Here is a 12,799-nt window from a genome sequence, read left to right on the forward strand (position 1 = left end):
CGATGGGCGAGAGGACTTTCGAACAGCGGAGGTCGCGCCGAAGCGAAAGCCTTTCGGTGGAAGGCGATCTAACCTCCGGCGTCCCCTCTCCTGCGAAGCGGGGGAGGGACAGGGAGGGGGCAGCAGCCGCGCCGTCAGGGCGCCGCGCTGCGTCCAGAACCGCAATCACCAAGAAATCAGGTCGGCGTGCCGCCTCGGCCGTCGGAATGTCGATCCCGGGAAACCTACAGCGTAGGTGGGAGCCGTATGTCCAGGCCCACGGGCCCAGTCAGGGACAGCCCCCGTTCGGATCGATAAGGCCCCGGGGATAAGAGTTCCTGACGCACCGCGCAGCAACGCCGACCCCGAATATAGGCGGCTTCGACGGCGGCGGCCAGTGGCATCGCCGGACAAGGCCGAAAGATATCCGCGCCGGTCCAACGCCCGGCCGCGGCGTCACTCGCGCGCGTTCTTGTCCAGCGCCGCGGCGAGGGCGTCGATGCGCGCGGCCACCGACGCGATCCGTTGGGAATGCTGGTTTTCCACCGAGCCGTGCCGGTCGATCAGCCGGTCGCGGCTCTCGCGCAGGCTGGTCACTTCGGCCTCGAGCCCGCGCAGGCGCCGCTCGGTCTCGGACAGCCGGTCGAAGATGGTGATCGCCGACATCACGATGAGGCGCTGGTCGCCGATCTCGCCGAAGACGCGGCGGAGCTCGTCGATGGTCTCGTCGAGCCGGCGGGCGAGGCCGAACAGGTGCTCCTCCTGCCCGTCGTCGCAGGCCATGCGGTAGGTCTTGCCCGCGATCGTGACGGTCACCTGCGCCATCGGGAACTCACCTTTGCCGGCGATCGGGCCGGCGCGATTGAAGGACAGGGGAATGCGGCACCGGCGCCCACGCCTCAGCCGCCGTGCGCATCGAGCACGGCGCGGATCGATTCCATCGCCGCCACCAGCCGGCGGGAGACCTCGCGGTTGGCGTCCTCGAGCCGGCCGGCCCGGGCGGCCGAGGCGTCGAGGTCCTGGGCGAGCCGGGAACGATCTTCGCCGAGGCGGGCGAGCTCTTCTTCCAGATCGACGATGCTGCGATCCGCCGCCAGTCGGCGCGTGACGGATTGCTCGAGCCGCCCGAGGGCAGACTCCAGTTCACGCATCGCCGCCTCGAACGCACCGCCCTCGGACATGCACCGTCTCCAGCCGCCGCTGCCGGTCGCGCGGCTGCACCTGTTTTCATCATGACCACGATTCGCCAACGGGTGCCACAGCCGGCGCCCGGGCGCAATCGCCGTCGGCGCATTGGCGCCACCGGCAAATGCCGGCAAAGCGCCGGGTGGCGTCGGCCGGCAGTCTGATTGACAGGAACCGGCGTCCTGCTATTGATCGGGCGGCCTTCGCAAAGGCCGCACGCGGACGGGCCGGCGTCGCCCGGCAGGCGGCCCAGCGGCCGCCGCCGACCCGGGCGTCCCGGCGGCCCGCCTTCAACCGCGGCGATCTCCCGCGCCGCCATCGTTCCGCCAGCCGGACAGCCGATCATTCCACGGCACCCGCTCGCAATTCCCGAGGCTCCCGACATGCTCGATACCGCCGAACACACCGCAATGGCGAACGCGATCCGCGCGCTCGCAATGGACGCGGTGGAAAAGGCCAAGTCCGGCCATCCCGGCATGCCGATGGGAACGGCGGACATCGCCACCGTTCTCTTCACGAAGTTCCTGAAGTTCGATCCGGCCAACCCGCTGTGGCCCGATCGCGACCGCTTCGTGCTCTCGGCCGGCCACGGCTCGATGCTGATCTACTCGGTGCTGCATCTCCTCGGCGTCGAGGACATGACGCTCGACGACCTGAAGAACTTCCGCCAGCTCGGCTCGAAGACCGCCGGCCATCCCGAATACGGCCACGCCGAAGGCATCGAGACCACCACCGGCCCGCTCGGCCAGGGTCTCGCCACCGCCGTCGGCATGGCGCTCGCCGAGCGCATTCTCAATGCGGAATACGGCGACGACCTCGTCGATCACTACACCTATGTGATCGCCGGCGACGGCTGCCTGATGGAAGGCATCAGCCACGAGGCGATCGATTTCGCCGGCCACCTCGGCCTGTCGAAGCTCGTCGTGATCTTCGACGACAACGGTATCACCATCGACGGCCACACCTCGGTCTCGACCTCGATCGACCACGTCGCCCGCTTCGAGGCGTCCGGCTGGCGCGCCGAGCGCATCGACGGCCATGACCCGGCCGCGATCGCCGCGGCGCTGGAACGCGCCAAGACCTCGAAGAAGCCGACCCTGATCGCCGCGAAGACGGTGATCGGCTACGGCGCCCCGACCAAGGCCGGCAGCCATGCCGTGCACGGCGCCCCGCTCGGCGGCACCGAGATCGAAGGCGCGCGCGAGAAGCTCGGCTGGTCCTACGCGCCGTTCGAGATCCCCGCCGAAGTCCGCGACGCCTGGCGCCTCGCCGGCCTCAAGGCCGGCCACGGCCGAAAAGAGTGGGAGAAGCGCTTCAAGGCGCTGCCCGCCGAGACGCGCGCCACCTTCGACCGGCGCATCCGCGGCGACCTGCCGTCGGACCTTGCCGAGAAGATCGCCGCCTACAAGGCGCAGCTCGTTTCCGAGAAGCCCAATCTCGCCAGCCGCAAGGCGTCCGAGAACGCGCTGCAGGTGCTCGCCGCCGCGGCCCCCGAACTGCTCGGCGGCTCGGCCGACCTGACCGCGTCGAACTTCACCAAGGCGAAGTCGCAGAAGCCGATCGTGCCCGGCGACTTCGACGGCCGCTACATCTACTACGGCATCCGCGAGTTCGGCATGGCCGCCGCCATGAACGGCATCGCGCTGCACGGCGGCTTCGTGCCCTACGGCGGTACCTTCCTCGTCTTCACCGACTACTGCCGCCCGGCGATCCGCCTCGCGGCGCTGATGCGGATCCGCGCCATCTACGTGATGACGCATGATTCGATCGGCCTCGGCGAGGACGGCCCGACGCACCAGCCGGTCGAGCACCTCGCCTCGCTGCGCGCGATCCCCAACCTCTACGTCTTCCGCCCCGGCGACGCGGTGGAAACGCTGGAAGCCTGGGAGGCCGCCCTCGGCCTCGAGCGCAACCCGAGCCTGTTGTCGCTGTCGCGCCAGAACCTGCCGGCGTTCCGCACCGAAACCTCGAGCGAGAACAAGGTCTCGCTCGGCGCTTACGAAGCGGCGCCCGCCGACGGCGAGGCCGAGGTGTCGCTGTTCGCCTCCGGCTCCGAGGTCGCGATCGCCTTTGCCGCCAAGGCGCTGCTCGACGAGGCCGGCCATCCGACCCGCGTCGTCTCGGTGCCCTGCTTCGAGCTGTTCGAGGCGCAGTCGCCGGAATACCGCGCCGAGACCATCGGCACCGCCAAGGTGAAGATCGGCGTCGAGGCGGCGATCCGGCTCGGCTGGGATGCGATCATCGGCAGCGACGGCCTGTTCGTCGGCATGACCAGCTTCGGCGCCTCCGGCCCGGCCGACAAGCTCTACGAGCACTTCGGCATCACGCCGAAGGCGATCGCCGCCGCGGCGACGAAGAAGCTCGGCGGCTGAGCCGCTTCGATCCGGCCGCCCCACGCGGGGCGGCCGCAGGCTTGATCCGGCGGTCGGGGTGGGGCGGCCGCAGCTAGACAACCAACGACGGCGATCCGCCGGCCATCGGACCACACCCGCGCTGCTGAGCGCGGGGGCAACCAGCGTCCGTGCCGCCGCGAAGCCGAACCCAAGCGAGGAGCGACAGGACCATGGCTGTGAAGGTGGCGATCAACGGCTTCGGCCGCATCGGGCGCAACGTGCTCAGGGCGATCATCGAATCGGGCCGGACCGACATCGAGGTCGTGGCGATCAACGACCTCGGCCCGGTCGAGACCAACGCGCACCTGATGCGCTACGATTCTGTGCACGGCCGGTTCCCCGGCTCCGTCACGGTCTCGGGCGACACCATCGACGTCGGCCGCGGCCCGATCAAGGTGACCGCGGTGCGCAACCCGGCCGAGCTGCCGCACGGCGAACTCGGCGTCGACATCGCGCTGGAATGCACCGGCATCTTCACCTCGAAGGACAAGGCCTCGGCGCACCTCACCGCCGGCGCCAAGCGCGTGCTCGTCTCGGCCCCGGCCGACGGCGCCGACCTCACCGTCGTCTTCGGCGTCAACCACAACAAGATCACCGCCGAGCACACCGTGATCTCGAACGCCTCGTGCACGACCAACTGCCTCGCCCCCGTCGCCTTCGTGCTGCACGAGGCGATCGGCATCGAGAAGGGCTTCATGACGACGATCCACTCCTACACGGGGGATCAGCCGACGCTCGACACGATGCACAAGGACCTCTACCGCGCCCGCGCCGCGGCGATGTCGATGATCCCGACCTCGACCGGCGCCGCCAAGGCCGTCGGCCTCGTGCTGCCGGAACTGAACGGCAAGCTCGACGGCGTCTCGATCCGCGTGCCGACCCCGAACGTCTCGGTCGTCGACTTCAAGTTCATCGCGAAGCGCGCGACGAGCAAGGACGAGATCAACGCGGCGATCCAGGCGGCGGCCGACGGCAAGCTGAAGGGCATCCTCGGCTACACCAACGACCCGAACGTCTCGATCGACTTCAACCACGACCCGCATTCGTCGACGTTCCACATGGACCAGACCAAGGTCATGGACGGCACCTTCGTGCGCATCCTCGCCTGGTACGACAACGAGTGGGGCTTCTCGAACCGCATGTCGGACACCGCCGTGGCGATCGCCCGGACGCTCTGACCCGTCCGCCGTCCGGCCGGTTCCCGCGCCCTTGGAGACGGCCCTCGCGGGCCTCCTCAGGGTGAGGGAACTGGCCGGATGGCGGAACTCTGGCACCGCACCGAAGGCCTCATCCTGAGGAGGCCCGCGAGGGCCGTCTCGAAGGACGAGGCCGGGCGCTCCGACCGATGAACCGGGAGAGACCCCGATGGCCGCCTTCAAGACGATCGACGACGCCGATTTCGCCGGCAAGCGCGTGCTGGTCCGCGTCGACCTCAACGTGCCGATGGAAAACGGCCACGTCACCGACACCACCCGCATCGACCGCATCGTGCCGACGATCCGCGACCTCGTCCGCGCCCATGCCAAGGTGATCCTGCTCGCCCATTTCGGCCGCCCGAAGGGCCAGCCGAAGGCCGAGGACAGCCTGAAGCCCGTCGTGGCGCCGCTGGCGAAAGCCGTCGGCAAGCCGGTCGCCTTCGCCGAGGACTGCATCGGCGAGGCGGCGGCCGCGGCCGTCGCGGCGCTCGGGCCGGGCGAGATCCTGCTGCTCGAGAACACCCGCTTCCACAAGGGCGAAGAGAAGAACGACGCCGACTTCGTCGCGGCGCTCGCCGAAAACGGCGACGCCTACGTCAACGACGCCTTCTCCGCCGCCCACCGCGCCCATGCCTCGACCGAAGGCCTCGCCCACGTGCTGCCCGCCTATGCCGGTCGCACCATGCAGGCCGAACTCGAAGCGCTGGAAAAGGCGCTCGGCTCCCCGAAGCGCCCGGTGGTGGCGATCGTCGGCGGCGCCAAGGTGTCGTCGAAGATCGACGTGCTGGAGCACCTCGTCGGCCAGGTCGACGCGCTGGTGATCGGCGGCGGCATGGCGAACACCTTCGTCGCCGCGCAGGGCGCCGGCGTCGGCAAGTCGCTGTGCGAGCACGACCTCGCCGACACCGCCCGCCGCATCATGGCCAAGGCGGAAGCCGCAAAATGCGCGATCGTGCTGCCCGTCGACGCCATCGTCGCCTGGCACTTCGCCGCCGAGGCACCGAACCACGCCTACGGCCTCGACGGGATCCCCGCCGACGGCATGATCCTCGACCTCGGGCCGCAGTCGATCGAGCGCATCCGCTCGGTGATCGACGACGCCCACACCCTGCTCTGGAACGGCCCGCTCGGCGCCTTCGAACTCACCCCGTTCGACAAGGCGACCGTCGCCGCCGCCCGCCATGCCGCCGAGCGCACCCGCAGCGGCCACCTCGTCTCGGTCGCCGGCGGCGGCGACACGGTGGCGGCGCTGAACCACGCCGGCGTCGCCGGCGACTTCAGCTACGTCTCCACCGCCGGCGGCGCCTTCCTCGAGTGGATGGAAGGCAAGGAACTGCCGGGCGTCGCGGCGCTGACGAAGGGGTGAGGTTTTTTTGGGGGGCGGCGCAGGCTTCATGCCGTGCTGCCTCCCCCCTCCCTGTCCCTCCCCCGCTGCGCAGGAGAGGGGACGCAGGAGGTGAGTGTCCCCGCTTCAGCTGCGCTTCGCTTCGGCGCGATCCTTGTTTCGCGAAAGCCCTATCGCCCATCGTCCCCTCTCCTGCGAAGCGGGGGAGGGTCAGGGAGGGGGGAGGCCACACGGCAAAGCATCTCGTCAGCTCAGGACGGGACGCACGCCCCTCCCGCCCCACCTGCAGCGAGGGAGCCCAGATGAAATCCGTATCCGCCGGCGTGCTCGAGATCGCCTACACCGACACCGGCCCGGCGGATGGCATCCCCGCCGTCCTGCTGCACGGCTTCCCCTACGACGCCCATGCCTACGACGAGGTCGCCGACCACCTCGCCGCCGCCGGCGTGCGCAGCATCGTGCCGTCCCTGCGCGGCTACGGCGCCACCCGTTTCCTCGATGAGACCACCATGCGTTCCGGTGAACAGGCGGCGCTCGGGGCGGACCTCTTGGCGCTGATGAACGCACTCGGCCTCGAGCGCGCGATCCTCGGCGGTTACGACTGGGGCGGGCGGGCAGCGTGCATCGTGTCCGCCCTCTGGCCGGAGCGCTCGCTGGGGCTGGTGAGCTGCGGCGCCGGCTACAACATCCAGAACATCGCCGCCGCCGGCACTCCCGTGCCGCCCGAGGAAGAAGCCCGCTACTGGTACCAGTACTATTTCCACTCCGAACGCGGCCGCCGGGCGCTGGAAGACAACCGCCGCGGCGTCTGCCGCTTCATCTGGCAGCTCTGGTCGCCGAGCTGGGCCTTCGATGACGCGACCTTCGAGCGCTCGGCGGCGTCGTTCGACAATCCCGACTTCGTCGAGATCGTGATCCACTCCTACCGCCACCGCTTCGGCGGCATCCCCGGCGATCCCGCCTATGCCGGCATCGAGGCGCGGCTGGCGGCGCAGCCGGACATCGCTGTCCCGGCCATCGTGCTGCTCGGCGGTGACGACGGCGTCGACCCGCCCGGCGCGGCCGATCCCGACGCGCCGCATTTCAGTGGCCCCTACGACCGCCGCCTCGTCGCTGGCGCCGGCCACAACCTGCCGCAGGAAGCGCCCGAGGCGTTTGCGACGGCGGTGCTCGACCTCGTCCGCCGAACCTGACCCGCCCCGGAAAACGGGCAACAAAAAAGCCCCGGTCTCGCGACCGGGGCCTTTTCGAATTCTGACGGACGCCGAAATCAGCCGCCGAACAGGCCGCCGAACTTCGACTTGAAGCGCGAGACGCGGCCGCCGCGATCGAGCAGCTGCTGGGTGCCGCCGGTCCAGGCCGGGTGCGACTTCGGGTCGATGTCGAGGTTGAGCGTGTCGCCCTCGGCGCCGTAGCACGAGCGCATGGCGAGCTCGGTGCCGTCGGTCATCACGACCTTGATGGCGTGGTACTTGGGGTGGATGCCCTGCTTCATGTCATCTGTTCCTTCCGGCACCGGCGTGTTGCCGGGCATGCCGAAGCCGTTTGGACGGCCCTTGCGGCATGCGTCGTGATGAGAATGCGCCGCGTCGTTCGTAACGGTCCGCCGCTCGCCGGGACACTACCCCATCGAGAAGCCGCCGTCCGGCAACGAAAACGGCGGTTGCGACGCCGTCCTCGAAGGACACGTGTTTCGGGCGCCCGTATAGCGCAGGATGCGGGCGGATACAAGCCGCGCAACCGCCCGGCAGCCGGGCTTTCGCGGCCGTTCCCCACCCCGCCGCCCTTGCCAAGCCGGAACGGGCATGGTCATGCTCCCGCGCCGCGGCAGAGCGGTGCCCTCGAGGGCGGACGGACGGCGGAGGCAGCGCGTGGCGGACGAGGCGAAGGCGAAGGCGGAGCGGCGACGCTCGCTCCGGCCCCTGAGGACGCTGGTGCCCTATGTCGGCCGCTACCGGCCGCAGGTCGCGATCGCGATCTTCGCCCTGGTCGCCGCCGCGGGCGCGACGCTCGCCGTGCCGCTCGCCGTGCGCCGGATGATCGATTTCGGCTTCTCCGGCCAGAACGCCGAGTTCATCGACCGCTATTTCCTCGTCCTCATCGCCGTCGTCGCCGCCCTCGCCGGCGCCTCGGCGCTGCGCTACTACTTCGTGATCTGGATCGGCGAGCGCGTCGTCGCGGATCTGCGCGCCGACGTCTTCCGACACCTCACCCGCCTGTCGCCGGCCTTCTTCGACACCGCCCAGTCGGGCGAGGTGGTCTCGCGCCTCACCGCGGATACGACGCAGATCAAGTCCGCCGTCGGTGCCAGCGCCTCGATCGCCCTGCGCAACCTCGTGCTCTTCGTCGGCGCGACCGCGATGATGGTGGTGACGAGCCCGCGGCTGTCCGCCTTCGTGCTGCTGGCGATCCCCGTCATCGTGCTGCCGCTGGTCTGGTTCGGCCGCACGGTGCGCGGCCGGGCCCGACTCGCGCAGGATACGCTCGCCGGCGCCGCCGCCTATGCCTCCGAGGCGATCGGCGCGGTGCGCACGCTGCAGGCCTTCACCAACGAGGTGTTCGCCACCGGGCGCTTCGCCGGCGAGGTCGAGAAGGCGTTCCAGGCCGCCCGCTCGCAGATGAAGGCGCGTGCCGTCCTCACCGCGTTCGCGATCTTCGTCATCTTCGCCTCCGTCGTCGCGGTGCTGTGGATCGGCGCGCAGGACGTGCTCGCCGGCCGCATCACCGCCGGCGCCCTCGGCCAGTTCGTGCTCTATTCGGTGTTCGCCGCCGGCGCGCTCGGCGAACTCAGCCAGGTCTGGGGCGAAATCTCGCAGGCCGCCGGCGCCGCCGAGCGCCTCGCCGAACTGCTCGAGGAAAAGCCGGCGATCGCGCCGCCGGCCGATCCGCTGCCCCTGCCTGTGCCGCCGCACGGCGCGCTCGCCTTCGAGGGCGTCGCCTTCAGCTATCCCGGCCGCCCCGACGTCGGCGTCATCCGCGACATATCGTTCGAGGTCGCGCCCGGCGAGACGGTGGCGATCGTCGGCCCGTCGGGCGCCGGCAAGTCGACGCTGTTCCACCTGCTGCTGCGCTTCTACGACCCGACCGCCGGCCGCGTCCTCGTCGACGGCGTCGACGTCGCCCGCGCCGACCCCATCGAGGTCCGCCGCCGCATCGCCATCGTGCCGCAGGATACGGTGATCTTCGCGGCGAGTGCCGCCGAGAACCTGCGCTACGGCCGCCCCGACGCCAGCGACGCCGAGCTGCGCGCCGCCGCCGAGGACGCCCTCGCCACCGGCTTCATCGACGCCTTGCCCGAGGGCTTCGACACCCTGCTCGGCGAACGCGGCGTCACCCTCTCCGGCGGCCAGCGCCAGCGCATCGCCATCGCCCGCGCCATCCTGAAGGACGCCCCGGTCCTCCTCCTCGACGAGGCGACCTCCGCCCTCGACGCCGAGAGCGAAAGCCTCGTCCAGACGGCCCTCGAGCGCCTGATGCGCGGCCGCACCACCCTCGTCATCGCCCACCGCCTCGCCACCGTCCAGGCCGCCGACCGCATCCTCGTGATGGACGCCGGGCGGATCGCCGAAACGGGCACGCACGAGGAGCTGGTGGCGAAGGGCGGCCTCTACGCCAAGCTGGCGCGGCTGCAGTTCGCGGATGGTGGGGCGCGGCCGGTGCTCTGAGGGGAGCTCACCGCTCCGTGAGCTTCAGCTCGATGCGCCGGTTGCGGGCATAGACCTCGTCGGTCTCGCCCTGTTCCAGCGGCTGATACTCGCCGAAGCCGGCGGCGACGAGGTGTTCGGGGCGGACGCCTTGCGAGATCAGGTACTTCACCACCGAGATCGCGCGGGCCGAGGAAAGCTCCCAGTTGTCGCGGAAACGGCCGGTGCCGGACAGCGGGCGCGCGTCGGTGTGGCCGTCGACGCGCAAGACCCAGGCGATTTCGGCCGGGATCTCGGCCTCGAGCTCGAGCAGCGCCGCGGCGAGCTTGTCGAGTTCGCCGGTGCCGGCCGGGTTGAGCTGCTCCGAGCCCGAGCCGAACAGCACCTCCGACTGGAACACGAAGCGGTCGCCGACGACGCGGATGTCGGAGCGGGTGCCCAGAATCTCGCGCAGGCGGCCGAAGAAGTCGGAGCGGTAGCGCGACAGCTCCTGCACCCGCTGCGCCAGCGCCACGTTGAGCCGGCGGCCGAGGTCGGCGATCTTGGTCTGGCTCTCGCGGTCGCGGCCTTCCGAGGCGTCGAGCGCATCCTCCAGCGCCGCGATCTGGCGCCTGAGCGCCGAGATCTGCTGGTTGAGCAGCTCGACCTGCGCCAGCGCCCGCTGGCTGACCTGGCGCTCGTCGTTAAGGGCGGTGGAGAGCTGCGAGGCCTGGTCGCCGGCGGCGGCCCCGGCGCCGAGCTCGGCGGTCAACTGCGCCTGCAGCCGGTCGCGCTCGGCGGTCGCAGCATCAAGGCCCGACTGCAGGATCGCGAGGTTGTCGGCGAGGTCGCGCGCGCCGGCCCGCTCAAGCGCCAAGAGTTCGGTCAGCTCGGCGATCTGCGAGTTGAGCCGGATCAGCGCCTCGTCGCGGCCGGAGATCTCCTGGCTGAGGAAGAACTGCGAGATCATGAACAGCGACAGCATGAACACGACCGTGAGAACCAGCGTCGACAGCGCGTCGACGAAGCTCGGCCAGTAGTTCATCTCGCCGGAGAAGCGGCGCCGGGTCAGTGCCATCGTTCAGCTTCCCTTGCGCGGGCCAGCCCGCCGTCCTCGTCGGATCAGTCCTTGCTGCGCTCGACGGCGCTGGTCAGCGCCTCGAGCAGCCGCTTGATGTCGGCCTGCTGCTTGCCCTGCTCCTCGGCCCACTTGCGCACCAGCTGCTGCTCGGCGCGCATGTGCTGCACAAGGCCCTGGATGCCCTCGGCGAGGCCCGACATCGCTTGCGACGAGGCCGGCCGCTGTTGTCCTTCGGTGACGATCCGCGTCAGCCGTTCGAGCGCGATGTTGATGTCCTCGGCGCTGGTGCCGCCGCGCCCCGTGCGGGTGATCTCGCTCGGGTCGAGGTCGGTGACGGTGGAGAGCCAGTCCTCGAGGTCGATGTAGAAGCGGTTCTGCGCCTGCCCGGCCTGCAGGTCGAGGAAGCCGAGCACCAGCGAGCCGGCGAGACCGAACAGCGACGACGAGAACGCCGTGCCCATGCCGGCGAGCGGCGCCTGCAGGCCGGCCTTCAGGTCCTCGAAGATGACGCCGGAATTGCCCGAGCCGACGTCGAGCTGCTGGATGGTGGCACCCACCGAGGTCACCGTCTGGATCAGGCCCCAGAAGGTGCCGAGCAGGCCGAGGAAGACCAGCAGGCCGGTGAGATAGCGCGAGATGTCGCGCGCCTCGTCGAGGCGGGTCGCGATCGAATCGAGGATCGAACGCATCGTCTGTGTCGAGATCGCCATGCGGCCGAGCCGGTCGCCGAGCAGCGTCGCCATGGGGGCGAGCAGCACGGGCGGCCGGTTGACCTGCAGGCCGGGATCGGCGAGGCGGAAGTCGTTGACCCAGCGCACCTCGGGAAACAGGCGCACCACCTGGCGGAAGGTGAGCAGGATGCCGACGCAGGCGGTGAGCAGGATGGTGCCGTTCAGCGCCGGATTGGCCCCGAACGCGACCTGGATCTGCTGGTAGAGCAGCGAGCCCAGCAGCACCGCGATCACCAGGAACAGCAGCATGCGCCAGAGATAGACCGCCGGGCTCGACAGCTTGTAGGGATCTAGGTCCTTGGCCATGGGCATCTCGTCTCGGGTCAGGTCGCGCAACAGATAACCCGAAATGCCGACGCGAGAAACCGGCGTCGGCCCGGGCCGCGCAATATGTTGCGGCGCCCGCGGGTCAGCCCGCCGCCTCGATCAGGCCGACCAGCTTGCGCTGGATCTCCTCGTTGCCGGCGACGATCTGCCGGCGCTCGATCATCTTGTCCTTGCCCTCGAAGTCGGAGACGTAGCCGCCCGCCTCGCGCACCAGAAGCAGGCCGCCGGCGACGTCCCAGATCTCGAGGCCGGCCTGCCAGAAGCCGTCGAAGCGGCCGGCCGCGACATAGGCGAGGTCGAGCGCGGCCGCCCCGGTGCTGCGGATGCCGGCGGTGCCGGCGAGCACGTGGCGCAGCCGGCGGACGTGGTCGACGTGGCCGTCGGAGCCGATGTGCGGATGGCCGGTGCCGATCACCGCGTCGGCGAGTTCGCGCCGCGCGGCGACGCGCAGGCGGCGGTCGTTGAGGAAGGCGCCGCTGCCGCGTTCGGCCGAGAAAAGCTCGTCGGTCACGGGATTGTAGATCACGGTGGCGATGATCACGCCGGCCCGCTCCAGCGCCAGCGAGATCGCGAACTGCGGAATGCCGTGCAGGAAGTTGGTGGTGCCGTCGAGCGGATCGACGATCCAGCGGTGCTGCGCGTCGCTGCCCTCGACGACGCCGCGCTCTTCCATGATGAAGCCCCAGCCGGGACGGACGCGCGAGAGTTCCTCGAACAGCGTCTTCTCCGCCTTGCGGTCGGCGGCCGAGACGAAGTTGCCCGGACCCTTCATCGACACCTGCAGGTTCTCGATCTCGCCGAAGTCGCGCGCGAGCGCGCGGCCCACCTTGCGGACGGACTGGATCATGACGTTCATCAGCGGTGAGCGGGCCATGGCGGTTTCCTGCGGGCGAGAGGCTGCGGCCGCCACGCGCGGCGCGGCCTGTGACAAAGAGCGGG

At 70.2% G+C, this 12,799-nt stretch carries 11 protein-coding genes and 1 other RNA gene; 5 read left to right on the top strand and 7 right to left on the bottom strand.

Features of this window, described 5'->3' with window-relative positions; genetic code table 11:
• Positions 1-183: 183 nt before the first annotated feature.
• From ssrS to I5731_RS16305, 3 genes are all read right to left on the bottom strand, one after another.
• Positions 184-339: non-coding RNA, 6S RNA (ssrS, locus tag I5731_RS16295), on the bottom strand.
• A 96-nt stretch (positions 340-435) separates the two neighbouring features.
• Positions 436-804: a cell division protein ZapA gene (locus tag I5731_RS16300; RefSeq protein WP_197312469.1), complete on the bottom strand. Its 369-nt coding sequence runs from the start codon at positions 802-804 to the stop codon at positions 436-438.
• 74 nt (positions 805-878) lie between these two features.
• A complete protein-coding gene (locus I5731_RS16305) occupies positions 879-1,160 on the bottom strand; it encodes a DUF4164 domain-containing protein (RefSeq protein ID WP_197312470.1) in 282 nt (93 codons plus the stop codon).
• A gap of 387 nt (positions 1,161-1,547) precedes the next feature.
• Here I5731_RS16305 and tkt point away from each other — a divergent pair, with 387 nt between their 5' ends.
• The 4 genes from tkt to I5731_RS16325 all read left to right on the top strand — a co-directional run bounded on the left by tkt (position 1,548) and on the right by I5731_RS16325 (position 7,291).
• Entirely contained in the window at positions 1,548-3,536 is a 1,989-nt protein-coding gene (tkt, locus tag I5731_RS16310) for a transketolase (protein ID WP_197312471.1), read from the top strand.
• Between the two features lie 191 nt (positions 3,537-3,727).
• A complete protein-coding gene (gap, locus tag I5731_RS16315) occupies positions 3,728-4,735 on the top strand; it encodes a type I glyceraldehyde-3-phosphate dehydrogenase (RefSeq protein WP_197312472.1) in 1,008 nt (335 codons plus the stop codon).
• Between the two features lie 187 nt (positions 4,736-4,922).
• Entirely contained in the window at positions 4,923-6,119 is a 1,197-nt protein-coding gene (locus I5731_RS16320; protein WP_197312473.1) for a phosphoglycerate kinase, read from the top strand.
• A gap of 281 nt (positions 6,120-6,400) precedes the next feature.
• A complete protein-coding gene (locus tag I5731_RS16325) occupies positions 6,401-7,291 on the top strand; it encodes an alpha/beta fold hydrolase (RefSeq protein ID WP_197312474.1) in 891 nt (296 codons plus the stop codon).
• Between the two features lie 77 nt (positions 7,292-7,368).
• On the opposite strand, the gene rpmE is transcribed toward I5731_RS16325, so the two are convergent.
• Positions 7,369-7,593 carry a 50S ribosomal protein L31 gene (rpmE, locus tag I5731_RS16330; protein WP_197312475.1) on the bottom strand — a complete coding sequence of 75 codons (225 nt, stop codon included), beginning with the start codon at positions 7,591-7,593 and terminating at the stop codon, positions 7,369-7,371.
• A 316-nt stretch (positions 7,594-7,909) separates the two neighbouring features.
• Between rpmE and I5731_RS16335 the strand changes: the two genes are divergently transcribed.
• On the top strand, positions 7,910-9,763 hold the full coding sequence (locus I5731_RS16335) for an ABC transporter transmembrane domain-containing protein (protein WP_197312569.1): 1,854 nt from the start codon (positions 7,910-7,912) through the stop codon (positions 9,761-9,763).
• 7 nt (positions 9,764-9,770) lie between these two features.
• Here the strand turns inward: I5731_RS16335 and I5731_RS16340 are convergent, their stop codons facing one another.
• The 3 genes from I5731_RS16340 to I5731_RS16350 form a co-directional block, all read right to left on the bottom strand.
• Positions 9,771-10,799, bottom strand: coding sequence for a peptidoglycan -binding protein (locus tag I5731_RS16340; RefSeq protein ID WP_197312476.1), 1,029 nt, complete (start codon positions 10,797-10,799; stop codon positions 9,771-9,773).
• 44 nt (positions 10,800-10,843) lie between these two features.
• On the bottom strand, positions 10,844-11,839 hold the full coding sequence (locus I5731_RS16345; RefSeq protein WP_197312477.1) for a flagellar motor protein MotA: 996 nt from the start codon (positions 11,837-11,839) through the stop codon (positions 10,844-10,846).
• A gap of 103 nt (positions 11,840-11,942) precedes the next feature.
• Complete coding sequence (locus I5731_RS16350; protein ID WP_197312478.1) at positions 11,943-12,734, bottom strand: inositol monophosphatase family protein; 792 nt, start codon at positions 12,732-12,734, stop codon at positions 11,943-11,945.
• Between the last annotated feature and the right edge of the window lie 65 nt (positions 12,735-12,799).

This window comes from Methylobrevis albus (assembly GCF_015904235.1).
Taxonomy (GTDB): Bacteria; Pseudomonadota; Alphaproteobacteria; order Rhizobiales; family Pleomorphomonadaceae; genus Methylobrevis_A; species Methylobrevis_A albus.

What these genes read in the sequence shown, in the direction of transcription:
- I5731_RS16300 (WP_197312469.1), bottom strand. Translation starts at nt 804, where the DNA reads ATGGCGCAGGTGACCGTCACGATCGCGGGCAAGACCTACCGCATGGCC.
- I5731_RS16305 (WP_197312470.1), bottom strand. Translation starts at nt 1,160, where the DNA reads ATGTCCGAGGGCGGTGCGTTCGAGGCGGCGATGCGTGAACTGGAGTCT.
- tkt (WP_197312471.1), top strand. Translation starts at nt 1,548, where the DNA reads ATGCTCGATACCGCCGAACACACCGCAATGGCGAACGCGATCCGCGCG.
- gap (WP_197312472.1), top strand. Translation starts at nt 3,728, where the DNA reads ATGGCTGTGAAGGTGGCGATCAACGGCTTCGGCCGCATCGGGCGCAAC.
- I5731_RS16320 (WP_197312473.1), top strand. Translation starts at nt 4,923, where the DNA reads ATGGCCGCCTTCAAGACGATCGACGACGCCGATTTCGCCGGCAAGCGC.
- I5731_RS16325 (WP_197312474.1), top strand. Translation starts at nt 6,401, where the DNA reads ATGAAATCCGTATCCGCCGGCGTGCTCGAGATCGCCTACACCGACACC.
- rpmE (WP_197312475.1), bottom strand. Translation starts at nt 7,593, where the DNA reads ATGAAGCAGGGCATCCACCCCAAGTACCACGCCATCAAGGTCGTGATG.
- I5731_RS16335 (WP_197312569.1), top strand. Translation starts at nt 7,910, where the DNA reads ATGCTCCCGCGCCGCGGCAGAGCGGTGCCCTCGAGGGCGGACGGACGG.
- I5731_RS16340 (WP_197312476.1), bottom strand. Translation starts at nt 10,799, where the DNA reads ATGGCACTGACCCGGCGCCGCTTCTCCGGCGAGATGAACTACTGGCCG.
- I5731_RS16345 (WP_197312477.1), bottom strand. Translation starts at nt 11,839, where the DNA reads ATGGCCAAGGACCTAGATCCCTACAAGCTGTCGAGCCCGGCGGTCTAT.
- I5731_RS16350 (WP_197312478.1), bottom strand. Translation starts at nt 12,734, where the DNA reads ATGGCCCGCTCACCGCTGATGAACGTCATGATCCAGTCCGTCCGCAAG.